At 45.3% G+C, this 17,048-nt stretch carries 16 protein-coding genes; 9 read left to right on the top strand and 7 right to left on the bottom strand.

Annotation, left to right across the window (positions count from 1 at the left end; translation table 11 throughout):
* Nucleotides 1-80: 80 nt before the first annotated feature.
* The 5 genes from RG959_RS03895 to RG959_RS03875 form a co-directional block, all read right to left on the bottom strand.
* Nucleotides 81-752, bottom strand: coding sequence for a GNAT family N-acetyltransferase (locus tag RG959_RS03895; RefSeq protein WP_342796028.1), 672 nt, complete (start codon nucleotides 750-752; stop codon nucleotides 81-83).
* Between the two features lie 485 nt (nucleotides 753-1,237).
* Nucleotides 1,238-2,296: a dual-specificity RNA methyltransferase RlmN gene (rlmN, locus tag RG959_RS03890; protein ID WP_242232540.1), complete on the bottom strand. Its 1,059-nt coding sequence runs from the start codon at nucleotides 2,294-2,296 to the stop codon at nucleotides 1,238-1,240.
* Nucleotides 2,297-2,410: 114 nt separating this feature from the next.
* Complete coding sequence (locus RG959_RS03885; RefSeq protein ID WP_242232539.1) at nucleotides 2,411-2,641, bottom strand: group-specific protein; 231 nt, start codon at nucleotides 2,639-2,641, stop codon at nucleotides 2,411-2,413.
* A 14-nt stretch (nucleotides 2,642-2,655) separates the two neighbouring features.
* Nucleotides 2,656-3,276 (bottom strand): class I SAM-dependent methyltransferase, encoded by a 621-nt coding sequence (locus RG959_RS03880; RefSeq protein ID WP_342796413.1) that lies wholly within the window; start codon nucleotides 3,274-3,276, stop codon nucleotides 2,656-2,658.
* A complete protein-coding gene (locus tag RG959_RS03875) occupies nucleotides 3,276-4,715 on the bottom strand; it encodes an anion permease (protein WP_342796027.1) in 1,440 nt (479 codons plus the stop codon). The genes RG959_RS03880 and RG959_RS03875 overlap by 1 nt, the downstream gene beginning before the upstream one ends.
* A 276-nt stretch (nucleotides 4,716-4,991) precedes the next feature.
* Between RG959_RS03875 and RG959_RS03870 the strand changes: the two genes are divergently transcribed.
* From RG959_RS03870 to RG959_RS03850, 5 genes are all read left to right on the top strand, one after another.
* Complete coding sequence (locus RG959_RS03870; RefSeq protein ID WP_342796026.1) at nucleotides 4,992-6,068, top strand: DNA alkylation repair protein; 1,077 nt, start codon at nucleotides 4,992-4,994, stop codon at nucleotides 6,066-6,068.
* 217 nt (nucleotides 6,069-6,285) lie between these two features.
* Nucleotides 6,286-6,975, top strand: coding sequence for a response regulator (locus RG959_RS03865; protein ID WP_342796412.1), 690 nt, complete (start codon nucleotides 6,286-6,288; stop codon nucleotides 6,973-6,975).
* Nucleotides 6,972-7,979: a sensor histidine kinase gene (locus RG959_RS03860; RefSeq protein WP_342796025.1), complete on the top strand. Its 1,008-nt coding sequence runs from the start codon at nucleotides 6,972-6,974 to the stop codon at nucleotides 7,977-7,979. The genes RG959_RS03865 and RG959_RS03860 overlap by 4 nt, the downstream gene beginning before the upstream one ends.
* A gap of 99 nt (nucleotides 7,980-8,078) precedes the next feature.
* Nucleotides 8,079-8,840: an ABC transporter ATP-binding protein gene (locus RG959_RS03855; RefSeq protein ID WP_342796024.1), complete on the top strand. Its 762-nt coding sequence runs from the start codon at nucleotides 8,079-8,081 to the stop codon at nucleotides 8,838-8,840.
* Nucleotides 8,830-10,782, top strand: coding sequence for an FtsX-like permease family protein (locus RG959_RS03850; RefSeq protein ID WP_342796023.1), 1,953 nt, complete (start codon nucleotides 8,830-8,832; stop codon nucleotides 10,780-10,782). The genes RG959_RS03855 and RG959_RS03850 overlap by 11 nt, the downstream gene beginning before the upstream one ends.
* A 52-nt stretch (nucleotides 10,783-10,834) precedes the next feature.
* On the opposite strand, the gene RG959_RS03845 is transcribed toward RG959_RS03850, so the two are convergent.
* Nucleotides 10,835-11,416: a Fic/DOC family protein gene (locus tag RG959_RS03845; RefSeq protein WP_342796022.1), complete on the bottom strand. Its 582-nt coding sequence runs from the start codon at nucleotides 11,414-11,416 to the stop codon at nucleotides 10,835-10,837.
* Complete coding sequence (locus tag RG959_RS03840) at nucleotides 11,400-11,573, bottom strand: Zn-dependent hydrolase (protein ID WP_342796021.1); 174 nt, start codon at nucleotides 11,571-11,573, stop codon at nucleotides 11,400-11,402. The genes RG959_RS03845 and RG959_RS03840 overlap by 17 nt, the downstream gene beginning before the upstream one ends.
* Before the next feature lie 245 nt (nucleotides 11,574-11,818).
* Here RG959_RS03840 and bcaP point away from each other — a divergent pair, with 245 nt between their 5' ends.
* From bcaP to RG959_RS03820, 4 genes are all read left to right on the top strand, one after another.
* Entirely contained in the window at nucleotides 11,819-13,210 is a 1,392-nt protein-coding gene (gene bcaP / locus RG959_RS03835) for a branched-chain amino acid transporter BcaP (protein ID WP_342796020.1), read from the top strand.
* Nucleotides 13,211-13,416: 206 nt separating this feature from the next.
* Entirely contained in the window at nucleotides 13,417-14,466 is a 1,050-nt protein-coding gene (locus RG959_RS03830; protein WP_342796411.1) for an SDR family oxidoreductase, read from the top strand.
* Between the two features lie 130 nt (nucleotides 14,467-14,596).
* Entirely contained in the window at nucleotides 14,597-15,664 is a 1,068-nt protein-coding gene (locus tag RG959_RS03825; RefSeq protein WP_342796019.1) for a sulfite oxidase, read from the top strand.
* Nucleotides 15,665-15,798: 134 nt separating this feature from the next.
* Nucleotides 15,799-17,025, top strand: a complete 1,227-nt coding sequence (locus RG959_RS03820) for an NAD(P)/FAD-dependent oxidoreductase (RefSeq protein ID WP_342796018.1) — start codon at nucleotides 15,799-15,801, stop codon at nucleotides 17,023-17,025.
* Nucleotides 17,026-17,048 lie beyond the last annotated feature (23 nt).

The raw sequence follows: 17,048 nt of genomic DNA, 5'->3' as shown, positions 1-17,048 counted from the left end.
CGGGATTTTTGAAGTTTGCTTTCAATTAAAATACCGATTCAAAAACAGCAGGTGTTTCACGTGAAACATTTTCTAGATTCTTATAAAGGCTTTAACAATATTTCGTCTTCTTTTTCAAGGTTTGCCACCATATCGTGCCACTCCTGCGGCTTATTCGATAAAACGGAATAATAACTGGTGATAAAATCGCGGATCAAACTTGCTTTAAGTGACTGAATATTTTCTTTGAATGGCTGGAAACAAAGGTCCAAATGACTGACTGCTTCCCCTTCATTTGTCCACGCAGGATGAACATACGGGAAATCAAGACGCATGTAGCCGAGGTGGGAAAGTACTTCGCGCCGTACAAATGGGTCCATCACTTTAATGCCGGCAAAGGAATGATTCTTCATACGGTACGGGTCATAAATTTCCGCAAACATGCCCATTAAATCGAGGTCGTTTTCTTCTGCCAGGCGCATTAAATCTTCATAGCGTTTTTTCGCTAAAAACGGGCCGACCCCAAGCCCTTCTTTTACGATAATCGTGAAATCGGTCATCGCCACGTTTAATTCTTTGTTGTACCGGTACTCCGTTATTCCTGCTACTTCATCGCCCTGAACTGCCAGAAATACACGAATCGTCGGGTCTTTCAGCGGCTCCGCCCACAACTCATATTCCAGTACTTCCTCCGGTGGAAACACGTCCTGCATTGTTTTATGCAGGCGCGCAAACATTGGATCATCGATGCTGTTCACTTGTACATATTCCATTTCAATACCTCCTTTTTGTTTATCAAAATGATGGTTTTGCTGCCACCAATCATACCATAAATCTAGATGCCGCCTGGACATCTCTGCTTATTCATTTTTCATATAGACGTTTACTTTCTTTTCTTCACCGCTGCTAAAAAGCGCGCCATTTCATAAAAAAAAGCTGAACCCAATAAAAGGTTCAGCTTGAGAGTGTAGACAAACTAAGAAAGCGGGCTGATTGAAAACGCCTGTCTTTCCAGGAACGCCGCCGGCTGGGAAGCGGAGTGACCTTTTCGGGGTCATGAGCATTCGCAGACGGCAAGTGACGCCGAAAGCGGGCGTTTGTCAACAGCCTGAAGCTGAACCCAATAGAAGGTTCAGCTTTTTTATACCTCTTCACTATTCATGTTATATAGAAAGCCGCGCTTATTTAGCACTTAACAGCTTTACAAAAAGAAACAGGCTAGAAAACATTCATCATACTGCTTTTTTTTGCCGTTTTTTTATTGGGCTGCTTTTTGAATTTGTTTACTTCGCAGCTGCCCGCATGCTGCATCAATATCTGTTCCGTGTTCCTGGCGTACAACACAGTTCAAGCCTTTTTTCTTCAGCGTATCATAAAATGCCATAATCGCTTCCGGCGTGCTCCGCTGATACTGGCTGTGTTCATCAACTGGATTGTAGGGAATTAAATTCACATACTGCTTTTTATCGCCAATTAATTCTGCCAGCTCAAGTGCGTCTTCCACCCGGTCATTCACGTCTTTTAACAGAATATATTCAAAGGTGATACGGCGGTTTGTATTTTCCAGGTAGTAATCGACCGCTTCCATCAGCTTTTCAATCGGAATCGCCCGGTTGATTTTCATAATTTTTGTCCGCAGCTCGTTGTTCGGTGCATGCAGAGAAATCGCCAGGTTAACCGGAATTTTTGTATCGGTAAAGTCGTAAATTTTATTAGCCAGGCCGCTCGTTGAAACGGTAATATGGCGGGCTGCAATGCCTAATCCTTTTTGGTCGATGACGACTTTTAAGAAATCGATCAGATTGTCAAAGTTATCAAACGGCTCCCCAATCCCCATCACGACAATATGGCTTACTTTTTCTCCGTTACCTGCTTCATCCAGTGCGTGCTGCACATTCATAATCTGCTCCACGATTTCACCGCTGGATAAGTCACGCGTTTTCTTTAATAAGCCGCTTGCACAAAAACTGCAGCCAATGTTGCAGCCGACCTGCGTCGTTACACAAACAGATAAGCCGAATTTATGACGCATCATCACGGTTTCAATTAAGTTGCCGTCTGTTAATTTAAACAAAAATTTAATCGTTCCGTCCGCTGATTCCTGTTTCACGTGTTCTTTTAGGGTATGAAGAACAAAATGCTCTTTCAGCAGTGCGATGCAGTCCGCGTTTACGTCTGTCATCTCGTCAAAATCGGTTACCCGTTTCCGGTACAGCCAGTCCCACACTTGCTGCGCCCGGAATTTCTTATGTCCAAATGGCAAAAGCCATGCCTCCAGCTGCTCAAGCGTCAATCCGTAAATGGATTTTTTGTTCATGTATTTATAGCCTCTTTTCGTTGCTTAAATTAAAAATGTACTACCTTCAAAAATAACGCAAATAAGCCTCCTGCACAAGTGGTAAGTTATACAGGAGGCTCTTTGCTATACGGGTTAGTTGTTCACAATAAGCGCAAGCCGCTTGTTTCGCACGTCCCGCTCTTCTTCGGATACAAGATCATATTTTTTCAGGAGATGAAACAAATCATTTAACAAATCCTGCGTCCGCTCTTCCTGCAGGTAATTGTATAAGCTTTCATAAAGATCTGACGGAAGAAATGTTTTCTGGCTTTCCACTTTTTTGATTACATCTGCATGTGAATGGTCAATGCTGCATTCGCTCATGTTCAAGCACTCCTTTATGATTGGTATTGAAAAAGAACAAACCGTTCATGCTCGTTTTTTTCGTACATTCCGCCCAATTTCACTTCATCGAGCCAGTCAAATACCGTCTGATGCTCCAAATAATACAGGTATTCGTCTGATGGATAATACAAAATGAGTGTCACCTGGCGCGGGAAGGCTTCCATTGACGCCAAAATCCGCTGTACGACCCGCATGAAAATTTGCACTGAGAACGGATTAAAAAAGTAAAAAACAGTATCTTCTGCTTTTACTTCATACTCCTGCGCCATCACACATTGAAAATCGATCAATCCGTGCCGGCGCTTTCTTTTTCTCATATACCCTATTTTGTTTTGAAGACACACATCAAAAAAAGCAGGGTTCATTTCAATCCCCGTAACCGAAGTCCGGAATCGGTCATGCACGTAAAAGGCGACCCGCCCTTTTCCGCAGCCGACGTCAACAAATCCGTCACTTGCATCCAGTGTACAGCGTTCAAAAAGCTCATCAAGCCCCGCATAGGGTGTCGGCTCGTAGCGATGATAGTGGGCAAGCTGGGGAAACCCCTGCTGATCACCCGTTGTCTGAATGGACAGCTGCTCATCATACGCTTTTTCTAGATGCTTCTCGTCCATTACCAAAGACCAAGCACCTTCCACCAGGCGCCGCCGACTCCAAGCCAGACAATTAAATGAACAATGGAAATGATCAGCCCGAGCGTCCACCATTTACTTTGTGTTACATAACCCGCACCAAAAAATACAGGTGCCGGCCCGCTGCTGTAATGAGTTAAGCAGCCGAACAAATTACTGAATACGCCAAGCAAAAGAGCAGAGGCGACCGGCGGAGCTCCGGCAGCCACGATCACAGCCAGAAAAGCGGCGTACATGGCACTGACATGAGCCGTGTTGCTCGCAAAAAGATAATGAGAGTAAAAATAAACGACAGCCAAAACGACCAGTGTCCATAGCCAGGACATGCCGCTGACGGCCCCTCTCATTGTATCCGTAAACCATGGAATCATACCGAGATCGTTTAAGAAGCTGGCCATCATAACCAAAACCGCAAACCAGACGAGCGTATCCCACGCACCTTCTTCTTTTTTAATATCCGACCAGCTCAGCACTTGAGTGATCAGCAGCGCGACAAGTCCGATAAAAGCCGTTGTTGTAGCGGTGATACCAAAGTTTGTTCCGAAAATCCACAAAGCTAAGATCAGGACAAACACACCGATCATAAACCACTCTTCTCTTTTTAAAGGACCCATCTCTTTTAATTTCTGGGCGGCCATTTGGGGTGCAGCCGGTGTTTCTTTTACTTCCGGCGGGTACAGCTTGTACAGCACATACGGAACAAGCAGCAGGCTGAGCAGACCTGGCACAGACGCAGCTGCGGCCCAACCGACCCACGAAATCGGTTCACCGGTAATGTCTCCAGCAATTTGTGCTGCAAGCGGATTGGCTGCCATCGCCGTTAAAAACATGGCGGATGTTACCATATCTCCATGAAAGGAAACCGTTGTTAAAAACGCCCCTACCTTTCGTTCCGTTCCATCTCCTGACCGGGAACCGTACGCTTCAGACAGCGACCGGACAATTGGAAGCAAAATACCGCCGGCTCTGGCTGTGTTGGACGGCATCGCTGGAGACAGAATAAGATCACTTGCCACAAGCGAATAAGACAAGCCAAGTGTTTTTTTACCGAATTTTTTCACAAACATGTACGCAACCCGGGTGCCAAGGCCGGTTTTGATAAATCCTCTTGAAATAAAAAAAGCAATGACAATCAGCCAGATCGTCGTGTTTTGAAACCCACTGAGCGCTTCTTCAATGGTCAGTGTCTGTGTTAAAACCGTTGCGGTCAGGGCTAAAACAGCCACACTGCCCATAGGCATGGGCTTAACTACAAGCCCGATAATTGTGGCTACAAAAATAGCGAATAAATGCCATGCCTGAGACGAAAGTCCAGACGGTGCAGGAACAAACCAAATAAGTGCTCCAATTAAAAGCGTTAAAAAAAGAAGACCAAGCCTTACTTCTCCCTTTCCCCGAGCAGGCATCTTGTTTTTACTCATCATTCTCTCTCCTTTCTTCTTACATTGTAAAATACTTCACAAACATAGTCTAAAAAATCTTTCCACTATATTCTTATCCTTTTGGGAAGTACCCTTAAACGCGCTTTCCAGCTGTTCCTTTTTACCTTGTCCGTTTCCTGCTGGTGATCATTCATCATAAAAAAGACCTTATACAAGCAGAAAAGACTGCAATCCGCTATGGCTTGCCAGGATTCGCACATAAAACGAACATACATTCTTGTATATGTTATACTGGCAGAAAGGAGCTGACGAATGATGGCAGATTTAAAAGATATATATAATGATGACTTTATCGATTCATTAGCCGATGCGCTTGAGCGGGCTGACTTGTCCTTTAACCGAAAAGCATTCTTAAACTGTGTGTATCAAGAAGAATGGGAGTCTCTGGCTCTTAAACAACGCGTTCGCCAGTTATCGACTGCGATGTATAGGGGGATCAATAAACCTTTTCCAAAAGCGCTCCCTGTGCTGCTAGATGCAGCTCCTCCGTTCAAACAGCTGGCAGGACTTATATTTCCGGATTATGTAGAGCAGTATGGGCTTGCCTTCTGGGAGAAATCGATGGACGCGCTTGCCCAGTTAACCGTATACTCCACTTCTGAGTTTGCCGTCCGGCCTTTTCTGCTGCATGATCAAGAACGCATGCTTTCTCAGATGATGAAATGGACAAAAAGCAGCAATGAACATATACGCCGGCTCGCAAGCGAAGGCGCCCGCCCGCGGCTGCCATGGGCACAGTCGATTCCAGCTTTTAAACAAGACCCCGCCCCGCTTTTTGCACTGCTTGAGCCGCTTATGCAGGATGATTCATTGTATGTACGAAAAAGTGTCGCGAACCATTTAAATGATATTTCCAAAACACACCCGGACCTTGTTATTGAGTTTATCCGCCAACGGTATGGACAGCATCCTTATACCGACTGGATCCTGCGCCATGCCGCCCGTACATTGCTCAAGCAGGGAAATGCGGATGTCCTCCGCCTGTTCGGTTACCCAGACAGTGAGCACGTTTCCGTTCAACGGCTCATCCTTGAAAAACAGACAGTTGTGATTGGCGAATCTCTGCATTTTTCAGTAGAACTCCATGCCATACTAGATACAAAAGTACGAGTTGAATATGCGATTGACTATATGAAAAAAAACGGCCGTCCAAGCCGGAAAGTATTTCAGCTTTCAGACACTCACCTTGCAGCTGGACAATCCAAAGTAATCGTCCGTACCCAATCTTTTCGCGATATGACAACTCGCAAGCACTATGCAGGTGAACACACTCTTGTTATTCTCGTAAACGGAGTCTCAAAAGAAAGTATGACTTTTCAGGTTACAAAATAAATATAATCAATTGGACTATTTTTCCTTTTTTACTTTTTATCATGTAAACATAGAGGCAAGTGAATCTCTAATTGAAGGAAACGGAGAAACCATACCGTTGCAGAATTAAAACAGGTGAAGGAGCCCCACACCGTTCGCTCCGTTAAAAAAAACGTTCAACTGACCGCCGCTTTTCGATACAATAAAAGAAAGATAATTGGAAAAGTGTGGTGATTCTTTGTTTAAACTGCTGCTGATTGAAGATGATGAAACACTGTTTAAAGAAACGAAGGAACGGCTGACGCAATGGTCATATGATGTTTACGGGGTTACCGATTTTGGACAGGTGATGAAAGAATTCACAGCTCTAAAGCCTGATTTGGTCATTATTGATATTCAGCTGCCGAAATTTGACGGCTTTCATTGGTGTCGAATGATTCGTACCCATTCCAATGTGCCAATTTTATTCCTGTCTTCACGCGACCACCCGACTGACATGGTCATGTCTATGCAGCTTGGAGCGGATGATTTTATTCAGAAGCCGTTTCATTTCGACGTACTGATCGCTAAAATACAAGCTGTGCTGCGGCGTGCCTACAATTACAGCACTGCCCCGTCCCTTCTTAAAGCCTGGTGCGGTGCTACAGTCGATTACGATAAAAACCTTCTTCAAAATGAGTGCGGGTCGGTCGAACTAACAAAGAATGAAATGTTTATTTTAAAACAGCTCATTGAACAAAAAAACAACATTGTCAGCCGGGAAAAGCTGATTAAAAGCCTGTGGGACGATGAGCGGTTCGTCAGCGACAATACATTGACGGTTAATGTGAACCGGCTGCGAAAAAAGCTGGATGAACTCGGGATCGGCCACTTTATTGAAACGAAAGTCGGCCAGGGGTACATGGCAGTCGAAGAGGAAAGCGTATGATCGGAACCTACATAAAAGAACGGCGCAGCTGGATTGGCTTTTTTCTCGTTCAACAGCTGCTTTTATTTCTGGTTGCATTCGTCGATACGACCATTCCCTTTTCATCCATTTTATATGTAAACTTCTTGTCTGCCCTTCTTTTCCTCGTTTTTTTCTTTGTCCGCTTTCAAAAAGAATCGGCTTTTTACCGGGAGCTGCAGGAACGGGATACCTCACTGGACGGAGAACCGCTGGCTGAGACGGAAAGCCCGTTCCAAAAAATCGTTCACACGTACTTCACAAAGCAGGTTGAACAGTATAAACAGGAGGCTTCCCGCCACCGGACAGAGCTTGAACAGGAAAAAGACGATCTGATGTCCTGGGTTCATGAAGTGAAAACCCCTTTAACCGCCATGCATTTAATGATAGACCGGATAGAGGACGAGAGGATGAAAGCGCAGCTTACGTACGAATGGCTGCGCATTCATCTGCTTTTGGACCGGCAGCTGCATCAAAAACGGATGCCATTTATTAAAAATGACTTGTACGTTGAGCACGTGGTGCTGGAGCCGCTCCTATTTACCGAAATACGGTCTCTCCAGTCCTGGTGCCTGCAAAAAGGCATCGGCTTTGATGTTGAGATAACCGGTCCGCCCGTACTGAGCGATGCGAAATGGCTGGCGTTTATTTTTCGGCAGCTGCTGACAAACGCGGTGAAATACAGCGATTCAGGCGATATTATGATTCGCAGTATTCAAAGAGGCAATCAAACAGCCATTACGGTTACCGACTTTGGCCGTGGCATTTCGCCACAGGATCTTCCACGTATTTTTGATAAAGGATTTACGGCAACCGGCAGCTTTCATCAAAACGATTCTGCCACAGGGATGGGACTTTATTTGGCCAAAAAAGCGGCTGATTCTCTATTGATTGAATTAGAAGCCGTTTCTAATCCCGGCTCTGGCACAACCTTTACACTTACGTTTCCTGAGCCGAATGCGTTTGTCCGCCTGACAAGCATGTGACGAAAATGTCACATGCTTTTGCTTTTTGTTCGCCAAATGAAAGGACTTTCTCTTCTCATCTTTTTACAATAAATGTATCAATTAAAGGAGTGAATCGATATGAGTATGTTAAAAGCGGCGAAGCTTCGCAAAAGCTACGGAAACAAATTCAATCGCCAGGAAGTGTTAAAAGGCATTGATATGAATGTGGAAAAAGGCGAGTTCGTCAGCATCATGGGTGCATCTGGTTCTGGTAAAACAACGCTTTTAAATGTCCTGTCCTCCATTGACCAGGCAAGCCAGGGAACGATCTGGATTGACGGCCATGAAATGACTCAGATGAAAGAAAAAAAGCTGGCCGAGTTCCGCAAGCACCACCTTGGCTTTATTTTTCAAGACTATAACCTGCTCGATACGTTGACGGTCAAAGAAAATGTCCTGCTGCCGCTGACGATTGCCAAAACCGGCCCAAAGGAAGCGACAGAGCGTTTTAATGTCATTGCCAATGAGCTTGGCATCTATGAAATCCAGGATAAATATCCGAATGAGATTTCCGGCGGGCAAAAACAGCGGACATCCGCAGCACGGGCATTTATTCATGAACCGAGCATGATTTTTGCAGACGAGCCGACCGGTGCCCTTGATTCTAAATCGGCCTCTGACCTTTTAAATAAATTAACGACACTTAATAAGAAACGAACCGCTACGATTATGATGGTTACGCATGATCCAACCGCGGCAAGCTTTGGGAGCCGGGTTATCTTTATTAAAGACGGACAAATGTATACCCAGCTTAATAAAGGAGAGCAGTCGAGGCAGGCTTTTTTCCAGGACATTATGAAAACGCAGGGTTTACTGAGCGGGGTGCAGCATGAGCATTAATGGTCTGATTCTCCGAAATTTAAAAAAGAATGTAAAAAACTATTATTTGTACGTGTTTGCTCTCGTGTTCAGTGCCGCGCTTTACTTTGCGTTCGTTACGCTTCAGTATGATCCGGCGATGGACGAAGCAAAAGGCAGTATGAAAGGAGCTGCATCTATTCGGACGGCTTCCATTCTTTTGATTGCCATCGTGACGGTTTTTCTACTGTATGCCAATGCAATTTTCATTAAGCGCCGCAGTAAAGAAATTGGGCTCCTGCAGCTGATTGGGCTGACGAAAGGGCAGATTTTCAGGCTGTTAAGTGCCGAAAACCTGCTGCTTTATTTCGGCTCCCTCGTGATCGGCTTGTTTGTCGGATTTGCCGCTTCAAAGCTCGTCACGATGATTTTATTTAAAGTAACCGGCGTGGATGCTGCGGCTTCCCTGTCTTTTTCATCACAGGCACTTTTACAAACCTTGATTGTCTTTACGATGATTTATGGATGTATTTTGGCCGTGAACGGGCTGTTTTTAAAGCGGCAAAATATTTTATCCCTCTTCCGGGTGACAGGTACAAGAGAAGAAAAAGGAAAACGTATTTCGATTTGGGAAATTTTCATTGGGCTTCTTGGTATTCTTTTTATCGCAGCCGGCTACTTTGTTTCCTCTAAATTGTTCGGCGGCGATTTTAGTTCGATGAACGAGCTGTTTGCAGCGATGGCGTTTATTCTCGCTTCGGTCATTATTGGGACCTATTTATTCTATAAAGGGTCTGTCCGTTTTCTGTTTCATCTCGTCCGCAAACGGAAAAATGGCTATTTACATGTGAAAGACGTACTGTCGCTTTCTTCTATTATGTTCCGAATGAAATCAAACGCCCTCATGCTGACGGTTATTACAACGTTGTCGGCACTGGCGATTGGCCTGCTGTCACTCAGCTATATATCGTACTACTCGGCGGAAAAATCAGCCCAGCAGCAGGTGCCGAATGATTTTGTCGTTCCGAATGACCAAGATGCCGCAAAGCTGAAGCAGGCGTTTGACGCAGAAAATATTGCCTATGAAGAGAAACGGATCGAGGTTATACAGGCAGTAGTGAATACGTCTGATATTCTCAGTACCAAACTTGATGAAACAACGTTTGATGCGGATAAAATGCAAATGCCCATCATTAGCGATAAAAGTATAAAAGGCATGAATCTGTCGCCAGATGACACTCTTTTTTCCGGTTATGTAGATATGCTTAGCAAGGTGATGCCGCTTGAAGATTCAGGTACTATTGAGCTGCTTGGCAAAACAGAAACCATTCCGCAAAACTATATCGGGCTCGAGCGGGACTTCCTGCTTCCGTATACCTTCACAAGCGGCGGCTTGCCGACTGCCGTTGTGGATGATACGGTATTTCATCGCTTAAAGCAGGACGCCGATCCAGCTCTTCAGAATGGTTCTTCTCTTTATATTGGACTGGATGTAACCGACGAATCGCAGCTGGACAAAGCAAATGACGTATTTTCTCAAGTATTTAATAATCCGTCTTTTGGCAGCGCTCAGCTTTCCCAGGCACAGACCGCCGAGATCCAAAAACAAAATATGGGGCTGATGATGTTTGTCGTTGGCTTCCTGGGCTTAACGTTTCTCGTGACCTCCGGCTGTATTTTATACTTTAAGCAAATGGACGAAAGCGAAGAAGAACGAGGCAGCTATACCATTTTACGCAAGCTTGGCTTTACGCGCGGCGATCTTGTGCAGGGTATCCGCATCAAGCAGTTTTTCAGCTTCGGCATTCCGCTTCTGATTGGCCTTTTGCACAGCTACTTTGCTGTGCAATCCGGCTGGTTTTTCTTCGGCGGCGAATTGTGGACACCGATGCTTATTGTGATGCTTTTATATACGGTGCTTTACTCAGTATTCGGTATTCTGTCCGTTCTCTATAGCAAAAAAGTCATCAAAGACGCGCTTTAATACCATAAAATCCTGCTCTGAAAATCAGAGCAGGATTTTTCCATTCTATCATCTATTTTAGACGGGCAAGCGTTTTTCTAAAAATTGCCTCAAGGCCTGCTGAATCGGTTACCGACTGGATCATCGCCTGCATATATTCATCATAGTCAAGCTTCTCGTAAGCCCATTCGAAGCCGAAACACTTTGCATAATGAAATAAAAAAATACGGGCCGTCCGCCCATTTCCCTCGCGGAACGGATGCAGCATGTTTAACTCGGCTTTGTAATAAGCGAGACGTTTGGCCGCCTGGACCGTCGTCAGCCCCTGCAGCGAATCATTCGTTAACTCATTGAAAATGTGAGCGGCCATGCTGCCCAGGTAAGAAGCATGGCAAAAAACCGTCGTTCCCTTTGAAATGTTCACGTTCCGGTATACACCGGCAAACGGATAAACATCTTGAAACAGGAAATGATGAAGCTGTTTAAATTCCTCTTCCGTAAAATGCTTCAGGACGAAGCCGCCTCTTTCCATTTGAGCAGCGCGTACCGTAAACGCAAAAGCTTCGGCACTGCTCAGTTCCTCCAGTGTTCTTGCACCGATTACATTGTTTTGAAGCAGATACTCGTCGTTGAGGCCGTCAAAGTACTTTCCCATGAAATTGTTCCTTAACCGATTCACTTGTAATTTCTTTTTTTGAATTTACCAGCTGAAGAGCCCTTTCCTGCAGGTGTTTACTCAGCTCTAAATTTTCAAGAGACAAGTTTTTCAAAATGCGGTTAAATTCCTTTGATGTTGCGCTTAGCTTTTTCACTTTTTCACAACCCGCCATATCCAGTTTATTTCCTTCTATTATACCACACGCACTACTCTCCAGCATGCGGCTGAGCCGGGTATGAAATTTTGACAAACTTCGACAAAAAAAGACTTTGTCACTTGTTCGAAATATTGATAACGCTTACTATTTGAAAATATCTTACTATTTAAAAAAAGCTGTTGACCTGTACGACAGAAACCGTTAGAATCTTTACATGTTTGCAGAAAGAATGAGGGTTAAGCGTGAAAAATACAGTATTTAGAAAGAAAAGTGTCGAATCGTTGTTAGGGAAAAATGGCCCTGGGCAGCTTCAGCAGACGCTTGGAGCGTTTGATCTGACGTTGATGGGTATAGGTGCTATCGTCGGAACAGGAATCTTTATCCTTCCTGGAACAGTAGCTGCTACCCACGCTGGACCGGCTATCATCTTTTCCTTTGTCGTTGCTGCAATTGTTTGTGCTTTGGCAGCTATGTGTTATTCAGAGTTTGCTTCAGCTGTACCGGTAACGGGCAGTGCGTACACATATAGCTATATTGTCTTTGGAGAATTGGTCGCCTGGCTTGTCGGCTGGGCATTGGTATTGGAGTATGGATTGGCTGTGGCAGCAGTCGCAACCGGCTGGTCTGCTTACTTCTCCGCGCTTTTAGAAGGATTTAATATTCATCTGCCAAAAGCGATTTCAGGTTCCTTTAATCCGGCAGAAGGAACGTACGTAAACGTTCCAGCTGTGGCAATTATTTTCATTATTGCCGTTCTGCTGTCGCGGGGTGTGAAAGAATCTGCCCGCTTAAATCAGGTGATGGTATTTATTAAAGTGGCGGTTATCTTACTGTTTATCTTTGTTGGTGTATTTTACGTAGAACCTGCCAACTGGCAGCCGTTTATGCCGTTTGGCGTGGGTGGTATTATGACCGGTGCTGCACTCGTATTCTTTGCGTATCTAGGATTCGATGCTGTATCATCTGCAGCGGAAGAAGTGAAAAATCCGCAGCGGAACATGCCAATCGGGATTATTGGTTCCCTGTTCGTTTGTACACTGCTTTACGTATCTGTTTCACTTGTCCTGACAGGCATGACGCCTTATACGACGTTAAATGTAAGTGACCCGGTCAGCTTTGCCATGCAGCTTGTCAACCAGGACTGGGCAGCCGGTGTGATTTCACTCGGTGCCGTTATCGGGATGATTACCGTTATCCTTGTAATGATGTATGGCGGAACGCGTCTTCTTTATGCGTTCAGCCGCGACGGCTTGCTTCCGAAAATGCTTTCTGAGGTCAATCCAATTTCCAAAACACCTGTGAAAAACACATGGGTTTTCGCCATCATTATCGCGTTTTGTGCAGGCGTTACCCCGCTTTCTAAATTGGCGGAGCTTGTCAACATGGGTACGCTCGTTGCGTTCACGATCGTTTCACTTGGTATTTTGTATTTGAGAAAAAACAAAAACATTCCATCCGGCGGCTTTAAAGTACCGTTCTACCCGGTCCTGCCGATTTGTTCATTCTTTTTGTGCTTGTTCCTTATGACCCAGCTTTCCAGCCTTACATGGATCGCATGCGGCATCTGGTTTATCATCGGTCTGTTGATTTATTTCTCTTACGGCCGCAAACACAGCACGTTGAATACAAAATAAGTATATAGAATATGCAAAAACAGCCTGTCCCTGCAGCTCAACCGCTGCAGGCCAGGCTGTTTTTTTATGCTCTCTTCCTCCCGCTGGAAATGGTTAGAAGCAAAATGAGCGGGTAGAATAAAAAAGCAAGCCTTATTTCCAGGGAGGGACTTACTTTGAATGAAAACCAAACCAGCCAAAGCAGTCAGCTCAACGACTCGAATAAGGTGCTCACACATGAACTTGAGCCCGGGCGCCCCTTCACCGAGCTTTCCTTGAAAAAGTTAAAGGATCAAGTGATCGTCATTACAGGCGCTTCAAGCGGGATCGGCCTTGTGACAGCAAGGATGGCTGCTTCCAAAGGCGCGAAGGTCGTCCTGGCAGCCCGAAACGAACATGCTCTAAAGCAGGTGACGGAAGAGCTTCGCCAGAAAGGTCATGAAGCGATATGGGTAAGAGCAGATGTTGGACATGAGGAAGATGTGAATCGTATTGCTGACACGGCTATCAAGGAATTTGGCCGCTTTGACACGTGGGTAAACAATGCAGGTGTTTCGATTTTTGGCCATGCAACCGATGTAAGCATTGAAGATATGAAAAAAATGTTTGATACGAACTTTTGGGGCGTTGTCTATGGTACACGGGCGGCTGTCCGCCATTTTAAGGAAAGAGGTGTTCCAGGTGCGTTAATTAATGTGGGAAGCCTGTTTGGTGATCGCGGGACCGTGCTGCAGTCGACTTATGCTTCTGCCAAGTTCGCCCTGCACGGCTGGACAGAAAACATTCGGATGGAGCTGGAAAAAGAAAAAGCACCTGTTTCTGTCACGCTCATTCATCCTGGACGAATTGACACACCCTATAATGAACATGCACGCAGCTACTTAAACAAACAGCCCGCTCACCGCGGCATGGTGTATCCTCCTGAAGCGGCAGCAGAAGCCATTCTTTATGCAGCCGAGCATTCAAAACGGGATATATATGTGGGCGGGCAGGCAAAGCTGTTCGCAGTGCTCGGACGGTTGGCACCGCGATTAACGGACAAGCTGGTCGAGCGCACTTTGTATGCGACCCAGCACGATGAGCGGTCAAGAAATCCCGAGAAAGATCAAAGCGCTCTGTACCATGCAGGCTATGGCCTTCACGAGCGGGGAAAGAATAAAGGCTGGATTCGAAATGGCAGCTTTTACGTAAAAGCCGTTAAACATCCGGTGCTTTCTTCCGTGGCGGCCGCCGGTCTTGGCACGCTTGCATTAGCGGCTGTTAAACGAAAATCATAACTATAACCGAACTCTTAGAAAGAGTTCGGTTTTTCATTTTTCCTTTAATCTTTTTGCCTGTCACACTAAATAGCTTAATGAAAAAGCATGCGCATATAGATAAGTGACTACTTTTCATGAGGAGGAACTTATGTTTAATGCGAAAAAGCATACAGCGAAGCCTTATTTGCGGACGCATCGCCTGCAGCCAGAAAACCAGGAAACACCCATTCACTTTTTGCAGACAGATACGGTAAATCACCCATTGTTTTACCGGAGAAACCATTTTTCTTATCCTTCCCTTTCCTATTCTAATTACTGGCTCTCTATAAATGGATGTGTGACTAAACCTGCCCTTCTTTCCATACAAGATCTTCTCCAACTTCCATCTAAAACGGTTCAAGTTGTGCTGGAGTGCTCAGGGAACAAACGAAGTTTATTCCATCCTAAAGTATTCGGTGAGCAATGGGAAAAAGGAGCGATCAGTCAAGGTATGTGGAAGGGTGTTCCGCTGCGCCTTCTGCTTGAAAGAGCCAGAATAAAAAAAGGAGCGAAAGAAGTAATAGTGGAAGGGTATGACTATGGAAAAAGAGCCGACTCAAGTAAAGTGTATACGTATGCCAGGAGTTTACCTATCGAAAAGGCCCTTCACCCTGATACCCTCATTGCTTATGAATATAATCACCAGCCGATTCCTTTTAAGCACGGGTATCCATTGCGGCTCATCGTTCCACAATGGTATGCGATGGCTTCCGTTAAATGGATCAAACAAATCACAGTTATAGACGATCACTATACAGGTCCTTTTCAATCCGTCGACTATATGTATTATCCGCACAAAGAAACAAACAAAGATGCGTTCCCCGTTACCCATATCAATGTCAATTCGACGATTCAAAAACCGCTGAATATGGATATCTTAAACGCTGGAACGCATATGATACGAGGAATTGCCTGGACCGGCAAAGGCTTGATCACAAAAGTAGAAATCAGCTTCGACCGCGGGCAAACATGGCTGACGGCAAAAAAGGAGGCTGCCCAGATGGGTTATGGATGGGTTTCCTGGTCATATGAATGGAAAGCACAGAAAAAAGGAGAATATACGATCATGTCAAGAGCGGTTGACTCCTACGGACGAACACAGCCGGCCTCCCCGTTTTGGAACCGGAAAGGCTACGGATACAATGCCATTGATCACATTAAAGTGAAAGTCGAATAATGAACTGCTTACAAGTCAATAGAGCAGATTCAGCGGATACTTTCTGCTCTATTTTTTTATTACATATACGTTGTATGGACCTGAACAGGTTGGAAATAGTAAGAGTATCGTTTTTTACACGCAGGAGGAAACAAATGAACTTACATTCTGGAACGTATTACTGGCCGGCCACTTTCCCTGATGCCCCGTCCTATCCTTCTCTGGACCAGGATCTTAACTGTGATGTCTTAATTATCGGGGGCGGAACTTCTGGTGCCCAGTGCGCTTACTACCTTGCTTCCCACCGTTTAGATGTAGTGGTGGTGGAAAAAGGAAAAATCGGCTTTGGCAGCACGATTACGAATACAGCCTTGATTCAATATTCAGGCGAAAAAATGTTTACAGACCTGATTTATACATTCGGAGAAGAATATATCAGCCGGCATGCCCGCTTGCTGAAAGAAGCCATTGATGAAATCGAAGAAGCCTCCAAAACGGTCGACCTTGATTTTGAATTCAGCCGGCGGGACACTCTATACTCCGCCAGCTCCAAAGAAGACGTTTCACCCTTAAAGAAGGAATATGAATGGCTGAAGCAGCAAGGCTTTAAACTGGGTTTTTGGGATAAGGAAAAAATTGAAGCTCACTATCCGTTCAGCCGGGAAGCCGCGATTTATTCTTACGACGATGGCGAACTGAATCCATTTAAATTTACCCACGCCCTGCTCGGGTGGGCAGCAAAAAGAGGCACTGAGGTTTACGAAGAAACAGAAGTGAATGGCCATCATTACGACCGTGAGCAAAAACGTATGGTTGTGTCCACAAAAACGGGGCACTCGATCCGGGCACGCCGCGTTATTTTCGCAGCGGGATATGATGGCATAGACGTGAAAAAGGAGAAAAAAGCTTCTTTCGTAAGCACCTATACCGTTACAACCAGCCCGGTCGATGACTTATCCGCCTGGCATAACCGTACGCTGATTTGGGAAACCGCCCGTCCCTACTTGTACCTGCGGACAACAGCGGATAACCGGATTTTGATCGGCGGTCTCGATGACAATACAACGTATCCCGAAGACCGTGACAGCAAGCTGGTGCATAAAAAGAAAAAGCTGATTGAGGAACTGGAAACGTTATTCCCGGGCCTGAATGTAAAGCCTGAGTATTATTCCACGGCTTTTTATGGAGGAACTGTCGATGGTCTGCCGATTGTCGGCCGATACGATGATTACCCGGACAGCTACTTTTTATTCGCCTTTGGCGACAACGGAACTGTATACAGCCAGCTGCTCGCTAAACTGATTGCCGAGGATATACGGGATGGCCACAGTGCTGATTTAGACCTGTACCGGCAGGATCGGCCCCTGCTTGGGAACCAATAAAAAAAGGAGCGGCTCCGCTCCTT

This window comes from Domibacillus sp. 8LH (assembly GCF_038806185.1).
GTDB classification, from domain to species: domain Bacteria; phylum Bacillota; class Bacilli; order Bacillales; family Domibacillaceae; genus Domibacillus; species Domibacillus indicus_A.
The sequence above is the reverse complement of the archived record's forward strand: the minus strand, read 5'-3'. Positions and strand labels throughout refer to the sequence as shown.

What these genes read in the sequence shown, in the direction of transcription:
- RG959_RS03895 (WP_342796028.1), bottom strand. Translation starts at nt 752, where the DNA reads ATGGAATATGTACAAGTGAACAGCATCGATGATCCAATGTTTGCGCGC.
- rlmN (WP_242232540.1), bottom strand. Translation starts at nt 2,296, where the DNA reads ATGAACAAAAAATCCATTTACGGATTGACGCTTGAGCAGCTGGAGGCA.
- RG959_RS03885 (WP_242232539.1), bottom strand. Translation starts at nt 2,641, where the DNA reads ATGAGCGAATGCAGCATTGACCATTCACATGCAGATGTAATCAAAAAA.
- RG959_RS03880 (WP_342796413.1), bottom strand. Translation starts at nt 3,276, where the DNA reads ATGGACGAGAAGCATCTAGAAAAAGCGTATGATGAGCAGCTGTCCATT.
- RG959_RS03875 (WP_342796027.1), bottom strand. Translation starts at nt 4,715, where the DNA reads ATGAGTAAAAACAAGATGCCTGCTCGGGGAAAGGGAGAAGTAAGGCTT.
- RG959_RS03870 (WP_342796026.1), top strand. Translation starts at nt 4,992, where the DNA reads ATGGCAGATTTAAAAGATATATATAATGATGACTTTATCGATTCATTA.
- RG959_RS03860 (WP_342796025.1), top strand. Translation starts at nt 6,972, where the DNA reads ATGATCGGAACCTACATAAAAGAACGGCGCAGCTGGATTGGCTTTTTT.
- RG959_RS03855 (WP_342796024.1), top strand. Translation starts at nt 8,079, where the DNA reads ATGAGTATGTTAAAAGCGGCGAAGCTTCGCAAAAGCTACGGAAACAAA.
- RG959_RS03850 (WP_342796023.1), top strand. Translation starts at nt 8,830, where the DNA reads ATGAGCATTAATGGTCTGATTCTCCGAAATTTAAAAAAGAATGTAAAA.
- RG959_RS03845 (WP_342796022.1), bottom strand. Translation starts at nt 11,416, where the DNA reads ATGGGAAAGTACTTTGACGGCCTCAACGACGAGTATCTGCTTCAAAAC.
- RG959_RS03825 (WP_342796019.1), top strand. Translation starts at nt 14,597, where the DNA reads ATGTTTAATGCGAAAAAGCATACAGCGAAGCCTTATTTGCGGACGCAT.
- RG959_RS03820 (WP_342796018.1), top strand. Translation starts at nt 15,799, where the DNA reads ATGAACTTACATTCTGGAACGTATTACTGGCCGGCCACTTTCCCTGAT.